The 23,668-nt window shown below is 60.6% G+C and carries 19 protein-coding genes; 14 read left to right on the forward strand and 5 right to left on the reverse strand.

The features are described 5' to 3' along the window. Window positions 1-69: 69 nt before the first annotated feature. From GVK32_RS15905 to GVK32_RS15915, 3 genes are read left to right on the forward strand one after another with little or no spacing between them, the layout of a single operon-like run. Window positions 70-1,155 carry an efflux RND transporter periplasmic adaptor subunit gene (locus tag GVK32_RS15905; RefSeq protein WP_159870411.1) on the forward strand — a complete coding sequence of 362 codons (1,086 nt, stop codon included), beginning with the start codon at window positions 70-72 and terminating at the stop codon, window positions 1,153-1,155. Then, entirely contained in the window at window positions 1,155-4,217 is a 3,063-nt protein-coding gene (locus GVK32_RS15910) for an efflux RND transporter permease subunit (RefSeq protein WP_159870408.1), read from the forward strand. Before GVK32_RS15905 ends, GVK32_RS15910 begins: the two co-directional genes overlap by 1 nt. Beyond that, complete coding sequence (locus GVK32_RS15915; RefSeq protein ID WP_159870405.1) at window positions 4,214-5,179, forward strand: acyltransferase; 966 nt, start codon at window positions 4,214-4,216, stop codon at window positions 5,177-5,179. Before GVK32_RS15910 ends, GVK32_RS15915 begins: the two co-directional genes overlap by 4 nt. Before the next feature lie 27 nt (window positions 5,180-5,206). Here GVK32_RS15915 and pagP read toward each other — a convergent pair whose 3' ends face one another. Further along, window positions 5,207-5,782, reverse strand: a complete 576-nt coding sequence (gene pagP / locus GVK32_RS15920) for a lipid IV(A) palmitoyltransferase PagP (RefSeq protein ID WP_159870402.1) — start codon at window positions 5,780-5,782, stop codon at window positions 5,207-5,209. 225 nt (window positions 5,783-6,007) lie between these two features. Here pagP and GVK32_RS15925 point away from each other — a divergent pair, with 225 nt between their 5' ends. Beyond that, on the forward strand, window positions 6,008-6,940 hold the full coding sequence (locus GVK32_RS15925; RefSeq protein WP_159870399.1) for a nucleoside recognition domain-containing protein: 933 nt from the start codon (window positions 6,008-6,010) through the stop codon (window positions 6,938-6,940). Here the strand turns inward: GVK32_RS15925 and GVK32_RS15930 are convergent. Further along, entirely contained in the window at window positions 6,932-8,479 is a 1,548-nt protein-coding gene (locus GVK32_RS15930) for a carboxylesterase (protein WP_159870396.1), read from the reverse strand. The genes GVK32_RS15925 and GVK32_RS15930 overlap by 9 nt on opposite strands. Before the next feature lie 182 nt (window positions 8,480-8,661). On the opposite strand from GVK32_RS15930, the gene GVK32_RS15935 reads away from it, so the two are divergent. The 5 genes from GVK32_RS15935 (at window position 8,662) to GVK32_RS15955 (ending at window position 15,307) form a co-directional block, all read left to right on the forward strand. Continuing rightward, complete coding sequence (locus GVK32_RS15935) at window positions 8,662-8,907, forward strand: histidine kinase (protein WP_159870393.1); 246 nt, start codon at window positions 8,662-8,664, stop codon at window positions 8,905-8,907. Window positions 8,908-9,039: 132 nt separating this feature from the next. Next, window positions 9,040-10,494, forward strand: a complete 1,455-nt coding sequence (locus GVK32_RS15940) for an AMP nucleosidase (RefSeq protein ID WP_123709178.1) — start codon at window positions 9,040-9,042, stop codon at window positions 10,492-10,494. A 447-nt stretch (window positions 10,495-10,941) separates the two neighbouring features. Then, window positions 10,942-14,166: a molybdopterin cofactor-binding domain-containing protein gene (locus tag GVK32_RS15945; RefSeq protein WP_159870391.1), complete on the forward strand. Its 3,225-nt coding sequence runs from the start codon at window positions 10,942-10,944 to the stop codon at window positions 14,164-14,166. Next, window positions 14,163-14,621 (forward strand): (2Fe-2S)-binding protein, encoded by a 459-nt coding sequence (locus GVK32_RS15950; RefSeq protein ID WP_041146320.1) that lies wholly within the window; start codon window positions 14,163-14,165, stop codon window positions 14,619-14,621. The genes GVK32_RS15945 and GVK32_RS15950 overlap by 4 nt, the downstream gene beginning before the upstream one ends. A gap of 56 nt (window positions 14,622-14,677) precedes the next feature. After that, a complete protein-coding gene (locus GVK32_RS15955) occupies window positions 14,678-15,307 on the forward strand; it encodes an NTP transferase domain-containing protein (protein WP_159870389.1) in 630 nt (209 codons plus the stop codon). Window positions 15,308-15,327: 20 nt separating this feature from the next. Here GVK32_RS15955 and GVK32_RS15960 read toward each other — a convergent pair whose 3' ends face one another. Next, entirely contained in the window at window positions 15,328-16,323 is a 996-nt protein-coding gene (locus GVK32_RS15960; protein ID WP_159870387.1) for a Gfo/Idh/MocA family protein, read from the reverse strand. Between the two features lie 165 nt (window positions 16,324-16,488). Between GVK32_RS15960 and GVK32_RS15965 the strand changes: the two genes are divergently transcribed. Continuing rightward, window positions 16,489-16,650 (forward strand): hypothetical protein, encoded by a 162-nt coding sequence (locus GVK32_RS15965; protein ID WP_200842898.1) that lies wholly within the window; start codon window positions 16,489-16,491, stop codon window positions 16,648-16,650. A gap of 54 nt (window positions 16,651-16,704) precedes the next feature. Here the strand turns inward: GVK32_RS15965 and GVK32_RS15970 are convergent, their stop codons facing one another. Together GVK32_RS15970 and GVK32_RS15975 are read right to left on the reverse strand one after the other, a co-directional pair. Next, on the reverse strand, window positions 16,705-17,064 hold the full coding sequence (locus GVK32_RS15970) for a hypothetical protein (RefSeq protein WP_159870385.1): 360 nt from the start codon (window positions 17,062-17,064) through the stop codon (window positions 16,705-16,707). Window positions 17,065-17,169: 105 nt separating this feature from the next. Beyond that, window positions 17,170-17,421, reverse strand: coding sequence for a hypothetical protein (locus tag GVK32_RS15975; protein ID WP_159870383.1), 252 nt, complete (start codon window positions 17,419-17,421; stop codon window positions 17,170-17,172). Window positions 17,422-17,683: 262 nt separating this feature from the next. Between GVK32_RS15975 and hflK the strand changes: the two genes are divergently transcribed. From hflK to GVK32_RS15995, 4 genes are read left to right on the forward strand one after another with little or no spacing between them, the layout of a single operon-like run. After that, entirely contained in the window at window positions 17,684-19,585 is a 1,902-nt protein-coding gene (hflK, locus tag GVK32_RS15980) for a protease modulator HflK (RefSeq protein WP_159870381.1), read from the forward strand. After that, window positions 19,582-20,583 carry an SPFH domain-containing protein gene (locus tag GVK32_RS15985; protein ID WP_159870379.1) on the forward strand — a complete coding sequence of 334 codons (1,002 nt, stop codon included), beginning with the start codon at window positions 19,582-19,584 and terminating at the stop codon, window positions 20,581-20,583. The genes hflK and GVK32_RS15985 overlap by 4 nt, the downstream gene beginning before the upstream one ends. Then, a complete protein-coding gene (locus tag GVK32_RS15990; protein WP_159870377.1) occupies window positions 20,580-21,650 on the forward strand; it encodes an SPFH domain-containing protein in 1,071 nt (356 codons plus the stop codon). Before GVK32_RS15985 ends, GVK32_RS15990 begins: the two co-directional genes overlap by 4 nt. Then, window positions 21,647-23,593: a cation-translocating P-type ATPase gene (locus GVK32_RS15995; protein ID WP_159870374.1), complete on the forward strand. Its 1,947-nt coding sequence runs from the start codon at window positions 21,647-21,649 to the stop codon at window positions 23,591-23,593. Before GVK32_RS15990 ends, GVK32_RS15995 begins: the two co-directional genes overlap by 4 nt. Window positions 23,594-23,668 lie beyond the last annotated feature (75 nt).

Here is a 23,668-nt window from a genome sequence, read left to right on the forward strand (position 1 = left end):
CCTGGCTGAATAAGTCCGGCGCTTGTCACTAATATGTAAAATAAATCTTTTAGCTCTGAGGGGAATACAGTGAACCGTTATTTTTCTCTCATTCCTGTTGTTATTTTAATAACAACAGCTTGCGACCAGAAAGCGCCGCAGGTTACGCCGCTGCCGCGGATGGTGAAAGCCGCTGAGGTGACCGCGGTGGGTGATTCACAGCAGCGTATTTTCCCCGCGCGCATCGAGTCCGGGGACTCTACGGACCTCTCTTTTAAACGCGGCGGCCAGGTTGAATCGCTCGACGTTCGCCAGGGCGCGAATATTACGCAAGGGCAGGTCCTCGCCCGGCTCAACGCGCGCGAAGCCCAGCAGCGCGTCAATGAACGACAAACCGCCGCCACGCTTGCGCAGCGGCAGTTCGATCGCTTCCAGACCCTCGCCGGCCGCCAGGCTATTTCGCAGGCGGAAATGGACGTTCAGCGCGCCAGCCGCGACTCGGCTAACGCCGCGCTGAAAATTGCCCGCGAAGAGCTCGGCCAGATGACGCTCAGCGCGCCCTTTAGCGGGGTAGCGGCCAGCGTGCCGGTGCGCAATCATCAGGTCGTCACCGCCGGGCAAACCGTGGTGACCCTGACGCGCACCGATCTGCTCGACGTGGTCTTCAGCATCCCGGAAAACCTCTTTAGCGCCTTTGATATTCGCAACGCCCAGTATCGCCCGATCGTCAGAATCAACTCTCTGCCGGACCGCCAGTTCACCGCGCAGTACAAAGAGCATTCCGGCAGCAGCGACAATAGCAGCCTCACCTGGCAGGTGATCCTGACCATGCCGCGCCCGGCCGATTTCCCAACGGTCGGCGGCGTCAGCGGAACCGTGACGGTAAACCTGGCAAACCTCCCGGCCAACGCCGGCCGCGAAGCGCTGGTGGTGCCGGTTGAGGCGGTCTTCAATCCCGATAATCATCAGCGCAACGAGCCGCACGTGTGGGTGATTAAAGGCGATGGTGAGCAGCTGCATCTTGAGGATCGCAAAGTGAGCGTCGGGCAGGTGACAACCCAGGGGGTAGTCATTACCGACGGGCTCAGCGCCGGCGAGCGCGTAGTGGCCGCTGGCGTAAGCGAACTGCATGCGCAGCAGCCGGTTCGAATCTGGACGCGTGAACGAGGCCTTTAATGGATATATCCCGCCAGTTTATCAATAATCCCGTCCGCGTCTGGCTGACCATTCTGCTGCTGGGCGTGGGCGGTATTTTCGCCCTGCTCAATATCGGCCGTCTGGAAGATCCGGCGTTTACGATTAAAACCGCCGTGGTCATTACCCACTATCCAGGCGCGTCGGCTCAGCAGGTCGAGGAGGAGGTCACCCTGCCGCTGGAAAATGCCCTGCAGCAGTTGCCCTACCTGGATAACGTCAGCTCCATCTCCTCCAATGGGCTGTCGCAGATTACCGTAAATATCGCCTCGAACTATCACTCCAGCGAGCTGCCGCAGATATGGGACGAGCTGCGTCGCCGGGTGGGAGACGCGGCCCGGCTCTTCCCGCCCGGCGTGGTCGCCCCCTTCGTCAACGATGATTTCGGCGACGTGTTTGGCTTTTTCTTTGCCATTTCCGGCGACAGTTTTACCAATCCGGAGCTGGTTCGCTATGCCGAACAGCTGCGCCGGGAGCTGGTGCTGGTGCCCGGCGTCGGCAAGGTCGCCATCGGCGGCGCGATCCCGCAGCAAATTAATATTGATATCTCGCTGCCCAAAATGGCGGCCCGCGGCATTACGCTGAACCAGCTTTCCGCCATTCTCAGCCGCCTGAACGTCGTTTCCAGCGCCGGGGAGATCAAATCCGGCAGCGAGTCCATTCGCCTGCATCCGACCGGGGAATTTGAGAATCTCGACGAGCTGGGCGATCTGCCCATCAACCCCCACGGCACCGGGGCGACGACCCGGCTGCGGGATATTGCCACCCTCTCGCGCGGGCTAAGCGAATCGCCGTCCAGCATCTACCACGCCAACGGTCGCCAGGCGGTGACGATGGGGGTTTCGTTCATCCCCGGCGTCAACGTCATCGACGTTGGCCACGCGCTGGAGGCGCGGCTTGAGCAAATGTCGGCGGAAAAACCTGCCGGGATTAAAATCGATCTGTTCTACGATCAGGCGGCCGAAGTCGGCCAGTCGGTTAGCGGCTTTATCACCAACTTCCTAATGGCGCTGGCCATTGTCGTCGGCGTACTGCTGATCTTTATGGGCGTGCGCAGCGGCATTATTATCGCGTTCTCGCTGGCGCTTAACGTGCTGGGTACGCTGCTGATTATGTATCTATGGGGCATTGAGCTGCAGCGGATTTCGCTGGGCGCGCTGATTATCGCCCTCAGCATGCTGGTCGATAACGCCATCGTCATCGTCGAAGGGGTGCTGATTGCCCGCCAGCAGGGATCGACGCTGCTGACCGCCGTCAACTACGTTATCCGCCGATCCGCCCTGCCCCTGCTGGGGGCGACCGTGATCGCGATCCTCGCCTTCGCGCCTATCGGCCTGTCGCAGGACTCGACGGGGGAATACTGTAAATCGCTGTTCCAGGTGCTGTTAATTTCCCTGATGCTCAGCTGGTTCTCGGCGCTCACCATCACCCCGGTGCTAATCAAATGGTGGCTGTTTAAAGGCGCGGCATCCCCGGCGCCGGCCGCCGAGGCCGATCCCTACCGCGGGCGCTTTTACCGCAGCTATCAGCAGATCCTTAACGCCCTGCTGATGCGCAAAACCATCACCCTCGTGCTGATGGCGGCGCTGCTGAGCGGCGCTATCTGGGGATTCGGTTCGGTGCGGCAGAACTTTTTCCCTTCATCAAACACGCCGATCTTCTTCGTTGACCTGTGGCTGCCCTACGGTACCGATATTGCGGCAACCGAAAAAATGGCCAGCGATATCGAAACGACGATTAACGGCCAGCCCGGGGTCGTCACCACCATCGCTACCGTCGGCCAGGGCAGCATGCGCTTTATCCTCACCTACAGCGGCCAGCGGCAGTACAGCAACTACGCGCAGATTATGGTTCGCATGGACGATCGGCGCAGCATCGACGCCCTCACGCGCCACGTTGACGCCTATATTGCGCGCAACTATCCGCAGGTCAACGCCAGCAGCAAGCGGGTGATGTTCGGTCCGTCCGGCGACAGCGCGATCGAGGTGCGGATCAAAGGCCCCGATCCCGACAGATTACGGCTGATAGCCAGCCAGGTGAGCACCATCCTCACCGCGGATCCGGCCGTCGGCAGCGTGCGTAATGACTGGCAGAACCGCAGTAAAACGATCCGACCGCAGTACTCGACCACCCTCGGGCGCGAACTGGGGGTGGATAAACAGGATATCGACAGCGCGCTGCAGATGAACTTCACCGGCAGCCGCGTCGGGCTGTACCGCGAAGGCGCCGATCTGCTGCCGGTGGTGGTCCGCCCGCCAGCTGCCGAGCGTCAGGATGCTAACCATCTCAATAACGTGCTGGTGTGGAGCCAGAGCCGGCAGCAGTACATCCCGCTGAGCAACGTGGTCAACGGCTTTAACCTTGAATGGGAAGATCCGTTGATTCTGCGCCGCGACCGCAGCCGCGTACTGACGGTGATGACCGACCCCGACCCTCTGAGCAACCAAACCTCGGGGGATATTCTGGCGCGGGTGCAGCCGCAGATTAACGCGCTCAGCCTGCCGCACGGCTACAGCATTGAGTGGGGAGGCGATGCCGAGAACTCCAGCGAAGCGCAGCAGGGGCTCTTCACCACCCTGCCGCTAGGCTATCTGGTGATGTTTGTCATCACTGTGCTGATGTTCAGCTCGCTGAAAAATGCGGTTGCCATCTGGCTGACCGTGCCGCTGGCGCTTATCGGCGTGACGCCGGGCTTTTTAATTACCGGCATACCTTTCGGCTTTATGGCGCTGATCGGTTTACTCAGCCTGAGCGGAATGCTTATCCGCAACGGCATCGTGCTAGTGGAAGAGATTGAACAGCAGAAACAGGAAAAACCGCAGCACCAGGCAATTATCTATGCCGCAACCTCGCGCTTACGCCCTATACTGCTCACGGCCTTCACCACCGTGCTCGGGCTGGCGCCGCTGCTGCTGGACGTATTCTTCCAGAGCATGGCGGTTGTTATCATGTTTGGGCTGGGTTTTGCGACCATCCTGACGCTACTGGTTCTTCCGGTTATTTACGCCTGTTTCCACCCTAAGGATATGCAGCAAGCGCAATGAATACCACCGGGTTAAATATTATTAAAACGCTGGGATGCATGACGGCGGTAACGTTCTTTACCATCTATAACACCTGGGATCTGTATGATTATGATTATCACTGGATCCTCGGCTTTCTGACGTTTGTCTCGACCATCGCCACCCCGCTATTCTTTGTGGTGGCGGGCTATCTCGACGCCCAGTCCCGGCACAGCGCGCGCTGGCAGATGGGTAAAATTAAAAGCGTGGTGATCGTCTTCCTTTTCTGGATGACGATTTACTACCTCTTTGAGCCCTACCAGCGCGGCTATCTGATTCAGCCGTGGTTTGTCTTCACCTTTATTGTGATCTATACCTTCCACCCGCTGGTCGAGTGGCTAAGCCTGCGCAGAAGGATCTTTTTTAGCGCGGTGTTTGCCCTGCTGCTGTTCTCCTACGGCTACGATCTGCTGGCGGCACTCTATCCCGACGTTCATGCGCTAAGCCTGGCGCCGCAGTACCGCCTGTGGACCTGGCTGTTGTTCTATTTAACCGGCCAGCTGTTTAACGATCCCATGGTCGCGAACTGGCTGACTCGCGATAAACTGGTAAAAGCCGCGATGTGTGCCATACCGTTTATTTATCTTTTCACCTGGTTTTACGAGCGCCATTTCTTTTTCGCCCTGTTTAAGGCCGACAGAAATGCGTTCCTGCTCACCGGTTCGCAAATTTATATTCTGGTGGTGGCGCTGGTTATTGCGGCCAACGGCGTTCGTTTTCGTAAAAACAGCGAGTTTAAAGAAAGTATTCTGGCGGCAATCAGCAAAACGATGACCGGGGTCTATATCCTCCACTACTCAGTTTTTCATCTCCTGAGCTCCCTTATCCCGATCGGTTCGCTGAGCACAAAATTAATGCTGATTGCTCTGACGTTTGTCGCCTCGGTATTGATTTCAATGCTGGTGCTCTCAAACCCGGTCGCCAAAAAGGTGATCACCCTTTAAGCCTTGCGGCCCGGCCTGGCGCCGGGTTTAAAAACCGTAGCGCAGCCAGGCAAAGAGGACGTTACCGTTATTATAGGTGCCGGGAATATAGGTAAACTGCACGCTAAGCTGCTGATAGCTTGCGGAAAACAGCGGCAGGATAATCGGTAGCGGCACGTAATTAGCGAAATCATCGCGGGCGGTAATCCCGGCGGTCACCCCGAGCCCGAGGCGGAAATCGCGGGCGCTATCCAGATACCAGCCCTTCTCCCAGCCGTAGCCGATGATGGGCTGCCACTCGTTATGCGAATCCTTAAACATCATGGCGTACAGCGAGCTCCAGTCGCCGTCATCGTGGTAGCGAGAGAAGCCGAAGCCGCCGCCCCAGGGCATCTCGTTGTAGTTATCCGTTTTCTCTTTATCGTAGGTTAAGCGGTTGTGCCAGCTGAGAAACGGCAGATACAGATCGTAGTTTTGCGGCTCATTCCAGGTTTGCGAAACATCATTTTTTAACCAGTCCCACCAGCCGCTGATGCGCTGCTCGCCGTAAACGCCTTTTTCAGCCCGCGCCGCAGAGGCAAAAATAATCAGGGCTGCCAATACTATCAGCCGACAACGTGGCATAGGCTTTTCCTTATAGATAATTTCCACTGGGTATTCGTTCTGGGAATAATAAACGCGCTTTGCAGATGTCGCGGCGGCATTTTACCGGTAATACGTGCGCCTTATGATCAGTATATATAACAACCGGCAGAACGGTTGCCAATAGCGGCAAAGCGTATCATTTCGCGGCAGCGGGGATTATCATGATGCTAATGAATGATTTTGCAGGCGGTACTCGAAAAATAAATGGACGTCATAAGCATTATTATGTCGGCGGGGAAATCCTCGGTTAACGTCGCGCTTTATACCCTGCTACCGATTATGGTAGTAATGCTGATCATCATGAAATACCTGGAAGTACGCGGGGTGCTCGACGTTATCGTCCGCTGGGTGGCGCCGCTGCTCAAGCCGTTTGGTTTAACCGGGATGAGCGCGTTTGCCCTGATCCAGATGAATTTCGTCAGCTTTGCCGCCCCGCTGGCGACCCTGTCGATTATGGATAAACGCGGCGTCTCTGACCGGCAGATGGCCGCGACTCTGGCCATGGTCTTTGCTATGGGTCAAGGCAACGTCTTCTACCCCCTCGCGCCTTTCGGCCTGCACTGGATGGCCTCGATAATCATTTCGATTGTTGGCGGGCTGTGCGCGGCTGCGGCAACCTGGTACTTCACCGGCCGGCGGCTGTCGACCATCGAAAACGCCCGCGCGGAGGTGCTGCCCAACGCCGAGCAAAATAGCCAGGGGATCATTTCCGTTATCAACAGCGCCGGCTCCGACGCGATTCGTCTGGCCCTCGGCGCCGTGCCGATGCTGATCCTGTCGCTCACCATCGTCGGGCTGGTGCAGGCTGCCGGGCTGATTGATATGCTGCAGCGCCTGCTGATGCCGCTGCTGCTGTGGCTGCATATCCCGGAAAACTTCGTCCTGCCGGCGCTGGTCAAATGCGTGGCCGGCGGCACGGCCTACTTTGGCGTGATCTCTGAATTGCTTCAGCAGGGCAAGGTCACCGCCAGCCAGATTAACGCCTCCGCCGGGCTGCTGATTCAAACCTTCGATCTGCCGGGAATCGGCATTTTTCTTGGCGTTAGCTCGCGCTTTGTCCGCCTGTTCCGCTTTGTCGCGCCTGGCGCCATGGTTGGCATCGCGGTTCGCACCCTGATGCACGTCTCGCTATTTTGAGGCCTCAACCCGCGCCTCAGGCTGCAGGCAGGCCCGCATATCAGGCTGGAAGCCGCAGCCGATGCGCTGGTCAATGCGCGCCATCATAAACGGGAAGAACGGGTTGGAGGTCACACGCATCAGCGTATCCAGCCCGACGCTGAGGCTGGAGGTCTCTCCCCGGAGCGAAATCGTACCAATGCTGATGCCATAACGACTCTTCTCCTTAGGCTCGCGGCCGTACAGGGAGTCGTTCAGCGGGAACGGCACCGCCACGTGCGAGAGCGAATACATATCCTGCGGCCACGCCAGGTTCAGCGGCGTCACCCGCTCCTCTTTTTCTCCTGCCGGCGTGGTGCGTGCCACCGTCTCATAGGTGGTGGGCGAGGCGTTGGTAATCACCGTGGTGCTATATTGCCGCGGCGCCGGCGGCAGCAGCGCGCTGACCGCAGAGTAGAGCGCGGGGCGAAACAGCGCCCGCAGGTTGGCGGCCTGGTTGATATCAAAAATCACCAGCTCGCTGCCGTTTTGCGGCAGGTAGCGATACAGCGAATCAACCACCGCCCGGGTACTCACCGTGGAGTCCATGACCGACTGGAAGGTCAGCACCGGCGGCAGCGCGGCAAGCCGCTGGCTGCGGGAGGCCTGGACTATCTGCTCCTGCAGCGCCTGGGTTAACAGCCACGACTGGCGGGCCGCCTTCACCGGAAACGAGTTGTATTTGTAAGGATTAAACTCCGGCACCACGTTCAGCCATGCCGCCCGAGCAAAGGCCGGAAACACCGCCGGCAGCCCCGTCAGCCCGGCAAAACGGGCAAATGCCGTCACCCCGATCATCGGCGACAGCAGGACTATCTGCTGCGGCTCGGGCAGGGCGTTATCATCCAGCGCGTCGAGCGCATACTTCAGCGCCAGCGCGCCGCCGTTGGAGTAGCCGATCACGTGCAGCGGTACCTGCGCCCCGCCCAGCCGCGTCGCTTCGCGTACCGCCAGGCGCGTTGTCGCCATCCACGCCTGCCAGTCAACGGCGGTCAGCGATCCCGGCGCGGTGCCGTGCCCCGGCAGCCTCGGCACCACCGCCACGAATCCCTGCTGCTGATAGGCTTTTGCCAGATAGCGCACGCTGTACGGTGAGTCCGTCAGCCCGTGCAGCAGCACCGCGGTACCGCGCGGCTTTCCCTCCGGCAGCAGCACGAAGGAGCGGTTCCAGTTAGGCTGAAACTTCTCCGGGTAGACCTCGCTTTGGGCATAAAAACGGTTGAGCGGCGTTTTTTCATTATCTGGAAGCGCATCCGTCAGTTGGGTTTTCATTTGCTGAAAAATAGCCCCCTCCCGCGCCAGATATCCGCCGAAGGTGGTGCGATCAATCTCAGCCGCCGACATTTCATCGGCGGACCAGGTATGCCACGAATGCAGCGCAGGCCCGCGCTGGGTTTCATAAATACGTCCGGCAAAAAAAACGCTAATCACGATAAGCAGGCCCACGGCGATTTTTTTCACCAGCGAGGCGACTTTTAAACCAGCTTTATTCAGGTGTCGGGTAAAGCGCATCATTGCCATATCGCTGTCCATTTTCTTTGCTATATATGACGACCGTTTGCGCATTGGCGCATTGGTGTTTGTGTGATTAAAGCCTGCGAGACGCTTTTTAAACATAGACTAAACCGAAAGGCTATTCTTATTGTCAGAAGCGGAGCAAAAGACAATTATCGCCGGGAATATAACAAGCCAGGGAAAAAGAGATGGAGTGGTGGGTAAAAAAGGTCTGCAGCGAAACGACCCGCGTGGTTTTACAAAGCGGCCAACTGCTGATCATTGCCGAGATTGAACCCTGCCGCGGCGGCTTAAAAATCGGCGATAAGCTCACGCCGCTGGCGAACGCCCGCTATCGTATCAACGGCGATCCCGCGGTGACCCTGAAGGTGCAAAAGGCGACGCACTTCAGCGCCGAGCGCTGGGCCGATAGCGCGCATTCCGAGGCCGAATAGCCGCCAGTAATAATCACCAACTGTTTCAATTTGCAGTATTTTCATCGCTCAGCCGGTGAAATTCCCCTTCGCTCTTTTCGGTCTGTGACATACTATCGAACACGTCAGCAGACCTGAAACAAGGAGCGAATGATGAACCACAAGGCCGCCAGTCTGACCCCGGAACAAGCGCTGAGTCAGCTAGAAACGCAGTATGAGCAGTCGGTCAATGCGCTACGTAAAGCCATTGGCGAGTACATCAACCACAACGTGCTCCCTGACGAGAGCGTCCGTGCCCAGGGGCTGTTTGTTTATCCGCTGCTGTCCGTTTCCTGGGATGGCGCCGATCACAAGGCCCTCAAAACCCGCGCCTGGGGCCGCTTCACCCACGCCGGCTGCTACAGCACCACGATTACCAATCCTAAGCTCTTTCGCACCTACCTCCTCGAACAGCTGACCCTGCTGTATGAGGATTACGGCGCGCACATTAGCGTTGGGCTTTCGCAGCATGAAATTCCCTACCCTTACGTGATCGACGGTTCCGCACTGACCCTCGATCGCTCGATGAGCGCGGGCCTGACCCGCCATTTCCCGACCACCGAGCTATCGCAGATTGGCGATGAAACCGCCGACGGGATATTCCACCCAACCGAAAACCACCCGCTTTCCCACTTCGATGCCCGACGCGTCGATTTCTCTCTCGCCCGCCTGCGCCACTACACCGGCACGCCGGTCGATCATTTCCAGCCGTACGTCCTGTTCACCAACTACACCCGCTACGTGGACGAGTTCGTGCGCTGGGGCTGCAGCCAGATCCTCGATCCCGACAGTCCCTATATCGCGCTCTCCTGCGCCGGCGGGATCTGGATCACCGCGGATACCGAAGCACCGGAGCAGGCCGTGTCCGACCTGGCATGGAAAAAGCACCAGATGCCCGCCTGGCACCTGATCACCAAAGATGGTCAGGGGATCACCTTGATTAACATCGGCGTTGGCCCCTCTAACGCCAAGAATATCTGCGATCATCTGGCGGTGCTGCGCCCGGACGTGTGGCTGATGATTGGCCACTGCGGCGGCCTGCGCGAAAGCCAGACCATCGGCGACTACGTGCTGGCGCACGCCTATCTGCGCGACGACCACGTGCTCGATGCGGTGCTGCCGCCGGATATCCCAATTCCCAGCATTGCCGAGGTCCAGCGCGCGCTGTACGACGCCACCAAGCAGATCAGCGGCATGCCTGGAGAAGAGGTTAAGCAGCGGCTGCGCACCGGGACGGTAGTCACCACCGACGATCGCAACTGGGAGCTGCGCTATTCCGCCTCGGCGCTGCGCTTCAACCTCAGCCGCGCCGTCGCGATTGATATGGAAAGCGCGACTATCGCCGCTCAGGGCTACCGCTTCCGCGTCCCTTACGGCACGCTGCTGTGCGTCTCTGATAAACCGCTGCACGGTGAGATAAAGCTCCCCGGCCAGGCCAACCGTTTTTATGAAGGGGCTATTTCAGAGCATTTGCAGATTGGCATTAAGGCCATCGACCTCCTGCGGGCCGAAGGCGATCATATGCATTCGCGCAAGCTGCGCACCTTCAACGAACCGCCTTTCCGCTAGCTTTCCTTCCCCGTACTCCCCTGGGCGCAACCCGGCGCCCAGGGGCTCTAATGCCCAGAAACGCCCGCGGGGCGACCCTCCCTCTGATAGCCGCGCGCCACCTCCCAACGCCGAAAGGTTATCTCTTCATCACCGCCCTTTATCATTATGATAATAATTATCGCCGTGCAGGTGATAATCACCCGGCAACGGCGGCTGCAGTCTCTCCCGCAGGCCGCGTCGTTTCGCCAATAAGTTCGATCGGCATCACAGTTGGCAACCCCGAAAACGCCATTCCTTTGAGCTGGCATACCTATTGCTACTTCTCGCCCGATAGGCAAAAAACGTCTTTACGACCGTTATGCCGCGCAACAGACATCCCCGCAGCTGCGGCAGTGCGACCTACGGTGACACCATCCGTCGGGCGTCGTTCGTATAAGGGACAGGACCCTGGAAACGGAGAAAAATATGACCACTACGCTGGTTGGCAATGAAGTCGCGCGCGTTGATGGCCTGGCCAAAGTGAGCGGCAAGGCTATTTACGGCGATGATATTAAAATGGCAAATATGCTGTACGGCGTTTGTCGTTTTGTCGATATTCCTGCAGGACGCATTGACTCGCTCGACTTATCTGAGGCGAGGAACGTTCCTGGCGTGGTACGTATTGCCACGTGGGAGGATATTCCCGGCGAGAAGAGCCTTGGCGTTATCATTCCCGACTATCCGCCCATCATTCGCAATGAAATTGCTTATCGCGGTGATGTCATTGCGGTCGTCGCCGCCGAAACCTATGAAGCGGCGTGCCTTGCCGCGGAAAAGATCGCCATAACCTATACGCCATGGCAGCCCATCGTGTCGCCAGAAGAGGCCATGAAACCCGGAGCGCGCTTAATTCATAGCGAACTCGACAGCAATATTATTAATCACCACCACACCGTCAAAGGCGATATCGACAGCGGCTTTGCCGCCTCTACGCATATTTTTGAACGCGAGTACGAGGTGGGGTTTCAGGAGCATGGCTATATAGAACCTGAATCCATCACGGCCTGGATCGATAGCAACGAGCAGGTGATGACCATTAGCGGCTCGATTCAGAACGCCCACCGGATACGCGGTATCGTGGCAAAATACCTCGCCCTTCCGCAGTCGCGGGTCAACGTTAAACGCTCGATACTGGGCGGGTCGTTTGGCGGCAAGGACGATATTATCGACAATATTGCCTGCCGGGCCGCCCTGCTGGCGCATCTTACCTCCCGCCCGGTCAAGATCTCCTACAATCGGGAACAGTCGATGCGGGAGAGCTATAAACGCCATCCCTATAAGATGAAGTACAAGATTGGCCTCGATGATGAGGCCCGCATTCAGGCGATTAAGGTCGATATTATCGCCGATGGCGGCAGCTACTCCGGGCAGACCATGTTCGTAACCTGGCGCAGTTCCGTGCAGGCCGCCGGGCCTTACAACATTCCCAACGTGCGGGTCGACGTGACGGGGGTCTATACCAACAATAACTACACTTCCGCCTATCGCGGCTACGGCGCTCCGCAGGTGATTTTTGCCAATGAATCGCTGATGGACGAGGTCGCCGAAGCGATGGGCCTCTCCCCGGTCGAGCTGCGCCTGCGCAATATTCTCCGCCAGGGCGATACCAGCATGGCCGGGCAGGTGTTTGATAATCATACGGTCTCCGCACAGGAAGTCCTCGAGAAAGCCATGGCGAAAGCGGAGTTCGTCGCCAGGCGTGAGCACTATCGCAAGCTCAACGCCGAGGGCGGGCCGGTGCGCTACGGTATCGGCCTGGCGCTCAGCCACCGCGGGTGCTCCCTCGGCGCGGAGGGCCTGGACGCCTCATCGGCGCTGATGCAGGTGAACGCCGATGGCAGCATCAACATTTCAACCTCCGTCTCTGAAAACGGCCAGGGTTTGCAAACCACCATGTCGCTGATTACCGCGGAAGCCTTCGGCATCGGACTGGATCGCGTGATGTTCTCTGAGCCTGACACCTCGATGATCGCCGACGGCGGCTCTACCGTCGCCTCCCGCGGCACGCTGATGGGCGGTCAGGCGATCCTGAGCGCCGCCAATAAAATCAAGAAACGGATGGCCAACGCCGTCAGCCAGCGGCTTGGGGCCGCCGGTATAGACGACCTGGTGTGGCAGGAGGGGAAAGTCTTCAATCGGCACCAGCCGCAAACTACCCTGACCTTTCAGGAAGTTGTCGATTTGACCCGGGCGACGGGCGCCAACCTCTCCTCCTACGGCTGGCACGTGGCGCCGGCTATCCACTGGGATGAGGAAAAAGGCTGCGGCAGCCCCTATTTCACCTGGGTCTATGGCTGCCAGATCGCCGATATTGCGCTGGATACCCGCACCGGCAAGATTGCCATCAATAACGTCGTCGCCGCCCACGATGTGGGTAAGGTGATAAACCCCGTCGGCTTTGCCGGTCAGGTCTACGGCGGCGTGCTGCAGGGGATGGTGGGATACGGCATGCTGGAGGATTTTAATACCGAAAACGGGACCGTGAAATCCGAGAATTTTGACACCTATTTGCTGCCCACCATCCAGGATATGCCCCATATCGATATTATCGCCGTCGAAAACCACGACCGCGCCGGGCCTCTAGGCGCCAAGGTCATCGGCGAGCCGGTCCTTGAGCTGGGAGCGGCGGCGCTTAACAACGCGGTCAGCTTCGCCCTGGAGAAACGGAACCGTCAGCTTCCCCTGACCCTCGAGCGCGTGCGCCTCGGCTATAACCTGAAAAAACCCGAGCGCCAGAGCGAACTCATGGCGGAGGGAGCGGAGCATAAGCAGGTTTTGCGCCTGAATACGCTGCGGATGGCGACGCCGAAAAATCTGGACGAGGCGCTGCAGATGCTGGCGCGTGAAAATAGCCAGCCCATCGCCGGCGGGACCGATGTTCTGGTACAGGCGCGGTTGAAAACCGACGAGGTCGAGCTGGTCAATATTGCGGGGCTTCAGGAGCTCAGGCAGATAGAAGAGCTTAACGGCGAGCTGATTATCGGCTCAGGGGTCTGCTTTAGCGATTTGGTCAGGCATCCGCTGATTAAGGCGCGCTACCCTCTGCTGGTCACGGCCTGCAAAACTATCGGCTCTCTCCAGCTGCGCAACCAGGCGACCGTCGGCGGGAATATCGTTAACGCCGCGCCCTGCGCCGACTCGGTTCCTCCATTGATTATTTATGACGCCAGGCTGGAGCTGCGCAGCGCCAGCGGCGCGCGGCAGATAGCGCTCAGCGACTTTATCGTCGGCGGCTACCGCACGGCGCTGAAGCAAGGTGAAATCGTCACCAAAGTCATATTACCCGCCCCGCCCGCGCCGCTATCACAGCAGCGCTATTTACAGCTGGGACGCCGCAACGCGCTGAATATCACCCGCCAAAGCCTGACGGGCCTGTTCACCTTTTCTGGCGATGGCACGCTGGCGCTCTGCCGCCTGGTGGATGGCGCTCTGCTCAGCAAACCCCAGCGGCTGACGGAGGTTGAGGCCTGCCTGACGGGGTTTGTCCTCGACGAGAAGAGAATTGAGGATGCGGTCCAGGCGCTGAACAAAATCATGCATGAGGCGATAGGCGGACGCTGGTCGGCCCCTTACAAAATACCGGTATTTGAAGATATGTTCCGGCAAATGATGCAGGAAACGCTGGCAGAGCAGAAGGTGGCAAAAAAATGAACCGAATTGAGCTGAAGGTTAATGGCATTCGCATCAGTCGCGAAGTGGACGATAACACCCGCCTGCTGGATTTCCTGCGGGAGGATCTGCGGCTAACCGGCACCAAGGAGGGCTGCTCCGTCGGCGAGTGCGGGGCCTGCACGGTGATTATGAACGAAAAGTCGGTCTGCTCGTGCCTCCTGCTGGCCGCCCAGTGCCACGGCGCGGAAATCACCACGATTGAGGCCCTGCAGCATGACGCCGTCGGGAAAAAGCTGCAAAACGCATTCGTGCGCCACGGCGGCGTCCAGTGCGGCTTCTGTACGCCGGGGGTACTGATGAGCACGAAGGCCCTGTTAGATCAAAACCCTCAACCTTCCGATAGCGAAATCTGCGAGGCGCTGGAGGGTAACCTCTGCCGCTGCACCGGCTATCAGCCGATTATCACCTCGATAAAAGCGATTCTGAAGGCTTGAGTTTGCGCCGCCCCGGACGAGCTGATATCCGGGGCGCCGAGAGTGGCGGAGGACGTATGCCTGTTAAAGAGTGTTTGATTCTGGCGGCGGGAATGTCAACCAGAATGGGGACCTGGAAAATGATGCTGCCATGGAGAGAGGGGACCGTCCTCGACGGCGCCATCGCCAATGCGCTCTCATTCTGCGATCGGGTTATCCTGGTGACCGGATTCAGGGGGTCCGAGTTGCATCAGCGCTACGCGCACCATCCAGATATTGAGCTGGTTCATAACGCGAGATATCAGGAGGGGATGTTTTCATCCATCCAGGCGGGCGTAAAGCACATTAAAGCACGCCATTTTTTTATCGCTCTCGGCGATATGCCGGCAGCCGGCGCTGGCGTCTATGCGACCCTGTGGCAGCAGCGCAAAGAGACGTGCCTTATCCCCGAGTATCAGCAAGGCCGGGGTCATCCGGTACTGCTGCCATTTTCAATTATTGAAAAAATAGTCGCTGCCGGCGCCGACGATAGCCTCAAAACGGTTGTGCATCAGTTTGGTAGCCAAACGGTCGACGTAGCAGAAAATGGCATTCATTGGGACGTTGATACCCCGCAGCAATATCAGCAGCTGCTCTCCCGCTGCCGGGCCAGCGGCGAGCCGCCGGAGAGGTACACCCCGCCGGCGCCCGCGTCACCGAGGGGCTGAACGCGATATAGTTGTCGCGCCTACACCAGACCGGCTTCGGCGCCCTGCTCCCAGGCCGTGAGCATCCGCATAATGGCCAGCGAGTCTTCGGCTCTCGCCGCCGGTCGCGCCACTTCCCGCGCCCCCTGCGCCAGCGCGCTGCCGACCGCCAGCACCTGATAGTCAAACGCGTCACCCGCCGCGGCGATATCGATATAGCGGGTTTCGCCCTCGTAGGGAGTGACGACGATGCGGTTGCCGCCGGCTTCCGGGAGCCAGGGGTTACTCTCAATTCGCAGCGAACCGACGCTGCCCTGGATGCTGAAATCCCAGAACATGCCGTAATCTTCCGTACAGTGCAGGGAGGCCACCGCCCCATCGGCCCAGCTTAGGATTGCAGTGGCCTCGGCGAGATTGCCGTCAGCGCCGCGGCGGCCCATCGCCACCAGACGGTAATCGTCCACCGCGTCGCCGAGGCGGTGCTGCATCACCAAATGCGCTAATGAAGCCGGATAGCAGCCGAGGTTGTAAATCGCTCCCCGGCTATCCGGATTAACCAGATGGGCAATGCTGGCGCCGTAGCGGGCCGTCAGCGAACGAACTTGCCCCAGCTCTTCGCCGTTCAGGATATCGATCAACGCGGCAATCAGCGGATGGTGCAGGTACATCAGGCCCTCCATAAAGAAGACCTTATTCTCCCGTACCGCCGCCAGCGCCGCTTCGCTTCGCGGCATATCCACCGACAGCGATTTCTCACACAAGATGGCCTTTCCCGCCCGGGCTGCCTGCATCACGAAATCATGATGGATATGGTTTGGCAGGGCGATATAGACCACGTCAACCTCAGGATCGGTGATAAGCCGGGCGTAGTCGTTAAACAGGCGCTGCGGCGCGTACTTTTCGCCAAATGAGGCCAGCCCTGCGGCAGAGCGCCCCGCCGCCGCATAGAGCCGGTGCCCGGGCGCGCGGGCGATGGCCTCGGCCATCACGCCGGAAATAAAGCTGGTACCCAGAATGCCCCAGTTAATCATGGCCATGCTCCCCACCGGCGCGCGCCGGCAACGTGGTTTCGAAAACCCGAACCAGGCTGACCCACCCGGCGTCGATAAACGCCTGGGTATGCGGCAGGGTAAAGTGGCGCTGATGGGCCGCCGGATCCTCATAGCGCTCCCAGAGAATAAACCAACCTCGACTCGCTTGAGGTGACGCTATCGGCCGGGCAGATCGCCAGGCTCAGCGAGGCCTCAAAGCCGAAGCTCAACTTCCCGGCTGAAAACAACGCCACCCTGGCGCCGACGCTCGCTTTCGCCGGCCTGACCGTGGATGGTAAAACGATCTCTCCTTGCACCCTTCACGCCTCCTGAGAGACGGCGATCCTGGCACGGCACGCGCGGCTCCCCGCCGCGCGGACGGAGAGGCTAATCCAGGTCACGGTGGCATTGATGGATAATGTCAGACAACGCGCTTTGCACCTGCCCGTCTCTTTTGTCATAGAAGAAATTGACCAGCGTCTTTTTGCCCGATTTACCCATGTCGATATTCGCCACCGCATCGTGGTCTCGCAGAAGGTTGTATCTTTTATCACCGCTGGGCAGCGGATCGTCTTGCTCAAGATAAAACTGGTGGCGGAGTGACTGATACTGCAGACATCCTTGGGTGCGTTCTACGCTGGCGGAGAAATATTCCTCTTTCAGTTCGGTATTTTTGACCTTATCGATAAAGCCCGAACATCCTGACAGCATGGCCATAATGGCGGGCAGATAAATGATTTTAAACATCAGCTTTCTCTGCGGGTTAAAAAGGGGAATGCGACGCTATTGTCCGCGACTCCCCCTCAACCAGCCATCAACAATAACCGCTAAGGCTCTGTGGAGAAAAATGGGTTACGCGCCGCCGCGCAGCATGGTGCAGAAGGCGCAGTGGCAGCCGGGAACCGGCGTCGCGCTGCAGGTTCCCAGTATTGAGGTCTGAAAGCCGGCGGCGTTGTGGCTGTAGAAGTTGCTGACGATGCTCTCTTCCGCCGTTTTCAACTGGGCGGAGCTAACCTCGACAGAAGCCGTGCTTTTAGCCTGGAAGGCCCAGGCGGCCGGGGAACTCACGGCAACGGTTAAAAGTACCAGGCGATAAATTTTCATTTCAGAAACGCGTCCCGAGCCAGTAATTGATGCGAAAACCCTACCACAGCGCCCGTTCGGTGCCAGCGCTATCTTGCACAATAAATACATTGTTACAATATAACATCCACCTTTACTCGGGTCGCAGACTATCCAGGAGGGAGCGCTTTGTTTATATTGCGGATGTTATCACATAACACCATCGGTTCTTCGTCTCAGCGGTGACTCCAGCAGATCGTTTGCCCGGGTTGCGTCGGGCAGGGACGGATCAACTGGAGAGTCTATGGCGCAGCCCCCCTCACCCGAGAATCGCCCTCGGGCCGCTTCGCGAAGCCGACGTTTGCTTATCGCGCAGGCCATTCTGTACTGCCTTCTCGCTGTCGCTGGCGCGATTTATCTGTTCCTGGCGCTGTTTTCCGTCACGGGGTTCTGGCTTCCCGTAACGCGCCTGGTGCTCGCCGCGGTGCTGATCGCGCTGGCGTTTGTCGAAAACGCGCTACGCTGCGAAGGCGGCGGGAGGCAGGCCCCGCCGTCCGCCGGGAGCCCGGAGGACGAGCCGACGCTTCTGCGCCGACTGCTGCCGGAAAGCGTGCAGGCCTGGCTTCGCCATTTTCATCAGCATCTGGCCACCACCCTGATCGCCGCTGCGCTCGCCAGCGCCTTTGCCATCGCCAATATCGCGGACGCCAGGCCCGTTGAGCTGGCCGACGCCCCGCGGCCGATCGCCGTCGGCGTGTTTATTCTGCTCTGCTTTACGCTACTGCTGCTCGAACGCATGCTCAGCTTCCGCCCCCTTCGCGGCTGGCCTCATCGGCAGCAGTACGTGGGGTTCGCTCGCCTTATGCTCAGCCTCTTTCTGCTGCTTACCCTCTCCCTGCTGGCGGCGATGGCGTTCCCCGCCCCCGCGCTGTGGGGCATTAAGCTGGCGAGCCTGACGATCCTGCTGGTGGCGCTGGAGTATGCGCTGCGCGCCCTGACCGCGATGGCTTCTCCCCCTGCGCCGGACTCCGCTCCCCGCTTTCTGACCCGCAGCCTGCTGGCCGCGCAGTATCAGTGGCCGCCGCGGCCGCTGCTGCATGCCCTGGACGCATTTCAGCAGCGCTTTGGCGTCGATCTGCGTCAGATCCACGCCTTTCGTCTGATGGGCCGCCGGCTTGTACCGGTGACCCTGGGCATCGCGGCGCTGGGCTGGCTGTTCAGCGGGCTAACGGAGGTGGGGCTGCATCAGCGCGGGATATACGAGCGTTTTGGCCGGCCGATCGCCGTGCTGCCTCCCGGCCTGCACGCCGGACTGCCGTGGCCCTTTGGCCGGGTGGTCGCCGTTGAGAACGGCGCGGTGCATGAACTCCAGCTCAGCGATATCACCGAGGCAGCGCAGCCGGATCGCCAGCCCGACGACGCCGCAGAAGGCCTGGCTCCGCAGAGCAGCTGGCGGCTATGGGATAGCAGCCACGCCACGGACCAGTCCCAGGTCATCGCCAGCGCCGCCATGGACAAGCAGAACTTCCAGATCGTGAATATGGATATCCGCGTGATCTGGCGCATTGGCCTTAGCGATCGCGATGCGCTTAACAGCCAGTATCAGACCGAAGACCTGGCGGAGATGATTCGCAGCCTCGCCCGGCAGATTCTGGTAACCCAGTTTGCCAGCAAGCAGCTCGATGAACTGCTTGACGAGCAGCGGGCAACGCTGGCTACCGAGCTCAGCCAGCAAATCCAGCAGCGTCTTAACGCCCTCCATACCGGCGTGGAGCTGCTGTTCACCCGCATAGAGGCCATTCATCCTCCCGCCGGGGCCGCTAATGCCTATCACGGAGTGCAGGCCGCGCAGATTGCGGCAAATGCGCTGATCGCCCGCGAACAGGGCTATGCGGAGAAGGTCAGCCGCGAGGCGCAGCGTAACGCCCTGACCGGCCTGAATAACGCCGAGGCCTCCGCCGCCGAAAACCTGTCGCAGGCCCGGGCCGCCGCGGTGACCTTCTCCGCCGAACGGCAGGCGTGGCAGCAGGCCGGCGAGGCGTTTATTACCGAGCGACGCTATCACATACTGAGCCAGGCGCTGGCCCATACGCCGCTGCTGATCCTCGATAATCATCTCCAGGGAAGCAGCGAACCGGTACTCGATCTCCGCCAGTATCCCGCTTTATCCGACAGTACCGCCCCACAGAAGGCCAGCACACCATGAAGATCCGCGCGATAGCCGCCACCCACGTCCCCCCGAACGCCGTTAAGCGGCAGATCGCTCCGCCCGCCCCGCTGCGCCGCAGGCGCGGTATTCGCCTCGCCGTGGCGGCATTTTTGGTCACCCTGGCGGTGCTAACCGCCTGCCTGCTGGAGGTCCGCGCCGGAAGCGCCACCGTGGTGACCCGCTTTGGCGATCCGGTGCGCGTCCTGCTCGCGCCCGGACTGGCGTGGCGGCTGCCGGCGCCGTTTGAAACGCCGCTCGACGTCGATCTGCGCATTCGCTCCACCTCCAGCGGACTGCAGGACGTGGGCACCCGCGACGGCCTGCGGGTGCTGGTGCAGGCCTGGGTTATCTGGAAGGTCAAACCCGATAACGATAACGTGCTGCGCTTTATCCGAGCCGTGCAGAACCAGCCGGATGAGGCCGCCCGCCAAATCCGCACCTTTGTCGGCTCCGCGCTGGAGACCACCGCCAGCAGCTACGCGCTGTCGGACATCGTTAACGTCGATGCTAAAAAGGTCAAAATAGCCCAGTTGGAGAGCCAGCTGCAGTCGCAGCTTCAGGCCCAGCTGCTGAAAAGCTACGGCATTGAGCTGATCCAGACCGGGATCGAGCGCCTGACCCTGCCGGCCGTCACCCTGAACGCCACGGTGGACCGCATGCGCGCCGAGCGCGAAACTATCGCCACCGAACGCACCGCCGAAGGCAAACGTCAGGCGGCGGAAATCCACTCCCGGGCGGATCGCGATGCGCGCATTCTGCAGGCCGATGCCGCGGTGAAAGCGGCAGCCATCAGCGCCGACGCCCAGCGCGACGCGGCCAGCATCTACGGCAAGGCGCGGGCCAGCGACCCGCAGCTGTACGACCTGCTGCGTTCGCTGGATACGCTCAGCACGATTGTTAACGCCAGCACCCGCCTGGTGCTGCGTACCGACGCGGAGCCGTTCCGCACCCTGGTGCAGGGCCCCACGCCGTTGACCGGGACGCCGCAGCCATGACCTCAGCATCGCCGGGCTCAACGCCCTGGGGACAGTCGTACCGCATCGCCTTCTTTACGCTGTACGGCGCGGCGATCCTCGCCGCCTGCGCGTGGCTGTTCTCCTGTATCCATTCGGTGGCCCCCGACAGCCGGGCGGTGGTCTTTCAGTTTGGCAGGCCTCACCGCGTGGCGAACGCAGGGCTGCTGTTTGCCTGGCCGCATCCCGTCAACAGCATTGAGCTGGTGCCGGCCGCCGAACGCATTCTCGAACGAGACGTGGCGGTGCTGCGCCGCGACCAGCAGCTGGAGCAGATCAACAACTGGGAGCGCGACGGCGATGCCGGCGCCGGAGCAGGCTATCTTTTAACCGGCGACGAAGGCGTGGTCCAGCTGGATGTCCGCGTATTCTGGCGGGTCAGCGACCCTGTCCGCTTCACGCTACAGAGTGCGCATATCGCGCCGCTGATCGATCGCCTGACCGAACGCGCCGCCGCGGTCGTCTGCATGGAGCGCGGCCTCGACGCGATTCTGGTTGCCAGACCGGAGAGCCCGCAGAGCGACCGTCACTCGGCGGAGGAGCGCATTCGCCTGCGCAGCGACTTCAGGCACAACATGACGCAAAGCCTGGCGCAGATGGCCGCCGGCGGCAACGATCCGGGCATCGTCATTGAGCGCGTCGATATCGTTTCATCGCTGCCGGCTAACGCGGTGGCGGCCTTCAACGCCGTGCTCACCGCCAGCCAGCAGGCCGATAAAGAGATAGCCAGCGCGCGCACCGCAGCCACGCTGCTGAGCCAGCAGGCGCAACAGCAGGCGGATCGCACCATCCAGCAGGCAGAAGCCGGCCGCCAGGAGACCCTGGCGAAGGCCAGCGTTGATACACGGACTATCCTGCAGCTGGCGCAAACCCGGCACGACGGCAGCGATGGCGGACTGCTGCTGCGCCTGTGGCGCGACGCGGTCAGCCGTATTCTGTCGCAGGCCGGCCAGGTTATTACCGTCGCCCCCGGAGACGACAGCCGCCTGATCCTCCAGGGCCTTCCCCCCCAGCCGGCCACCCCGCCGGTCAGCGAGAAATCACCATGAGCCAGTCGTGCAGCCACGGACATATTCACTTCAGCAATCATCTCCAGACCCCGGCGGAGCAGCGGCGGATGGCGCGTCGGCTGACGCTGGCGATGATAACCATCGGGCTGCTGTTGCTCAGCCTACTCTGGCGCGCCGTGGCGCCGGATCAGCCGGCGATCGGCGATATTCTGGCCGGCGTGGCCTGGCTGCTGGTTGCCGTGCCGGTATTTCGCGCCGGCTGGCACAGCCTGCTGCATCCGGATCTCCACGGGGTGACCGACCTGCTGATCGTGCTGGCGATGCTGGGCGCGTGGGCGCTGGGCGATCTGATGACCGCCGCGCTGCTGCCGGTGATCATGATTTTTGGCCATATTCTGGAAGAGCGCAGCGTCATGGGAACCCGCCAGGCCATCGCCGGGCTGAGCAAGCTGGCGCATAGCCGGGCGAGACGTCTGCGCCAGGACGGATCGCAGGAAAATATCGGCAGCCAGCAGTTGCGCCCCGGCGACGTGGTTGAGGTTCGTCCTGGCGATCAAATTCCCGCCGATGGGCAGATCCTCTCCGGTAACGCCAGCCTCGACGTGGCGTCCATTACCGGTGAATCGGTCCCGGCGGAGGTCTGCCCCGGAATGTCGGTTTTCGGCGGAACGCTGAACCTCAACGGCCTGCTGCGCGTCGAGATTACCCATACGGGCGAGCACTCCACCCTCGGGAAGGTGCTGGCGCTGATGCAGGACGCCGAGCAGGCAAAACCGCCCATCACCCGAATGCTGGAACGCTACGCCGGACACTATCTAATCCTCGTGCTGCTGATCGCCGCGACGACCTGGTTTTTGACCTACGACAGTCAGGCGATGCTGGCGGTGCTGGTCGCGGCCTGCCCCTGCGCCCTGGTGCTCTCCGCCCCGGCCACGTCGATGGCGGGGATCGCGGTGGCTGCCCGGCACGGCATCCTGATCCGCAACGCGGCCTTTCTTGAGGAGCTGGCAGACGTTGATGCGGTCATTATTGATAAAACCGGCACCCTGACCCAGGGGCGGCTGCGGCTGGTTGACGTGGTTCCGGCAACCTCACGCCCGCGCGAGTCTCTGCTGCGGCTGGCCTCGGCGCTGGGCGCCGCGAGTAACCACCCGGTGAGCCGGGCGATGGTTGGCGCCCTTCCTGCAGATGATGAAGAGATGACGCTGCGCGACGTGGAGGAGATTCAGGGGCTGGGAGTCGTCGCCACCACCGCTGCTGGCCGGGCTTTGCTGGGGCGAAAAGAGCTATTTGACCGCTATCGGATCGCGGTCGCCCCGCTCCCCGACCACGACGGCCCGACGGTCGGTCTCGCGGAAGGCGGCGTTTTTCTCGGCTGGCTGCTGCTCGATGATACGATCCGCCCCGAAGCGCCGGAGGCCATCGGGATGCTGCAAAACCTCGGCATCGGCCGCTTCCTGCTGCTGACAGGCGATCGTCTGGCCGTCGCGCAGCGCGTGGCCCAACGGACCGGCATCGACGAGCTGGCGGCCGAAGTACTGCCGGCCGAAAAGCTGCAGCAGGTGCAGCGGGCCGTCAGTGAAGGATGGCGCCCAATGGTGGTTGGCGACGGGATCAACGATGCGCTGGCGCTCAAGGCCGGCGCCGTCGGTATTGCTATGGGCAGCAACGGCGCCGATATCGCGCTGGCGTCCGCCGACGTGGTGCTGACCGGCAGCGACTTACGCCGTCTGCCGCTGGCGGTAAGGCTCAGCCGCCAGTGCCGCGCCACCCTGCGGGTCAACGTCTTTATCGGCCTTGGCTGGACGATTTTAATCGTAATTGCCGCGGCGATGGGGCTGCTCGGCGCAGCGGGAGCCCTGGTGGCGGCGATATTGCACAATCTCAGCACCCTGCTGGTGCTGCTGAATACCGGGAGGCTGCTGCAGTTCGATGCCCGGCGCGGGAAAGATGAGCGCGCGGGTCGCGAACCGCGAAGGTAGAACAGATGCCCCGCCGTCCGGACCGTTTGAGACCGGACGCGGGCAAGCGGGAAATCCCGCACGAAGAGCAATTTG

The organism is Klebsiella sp. 18074 (genome assembly GCF_902705905.1).
Lineage (GTDB): Bacteria > Pseudomonadota > Gammaproteobacteria > Enterobacterales > Enterobacteriaceae > Klebsiella > Klebsiella terrigena.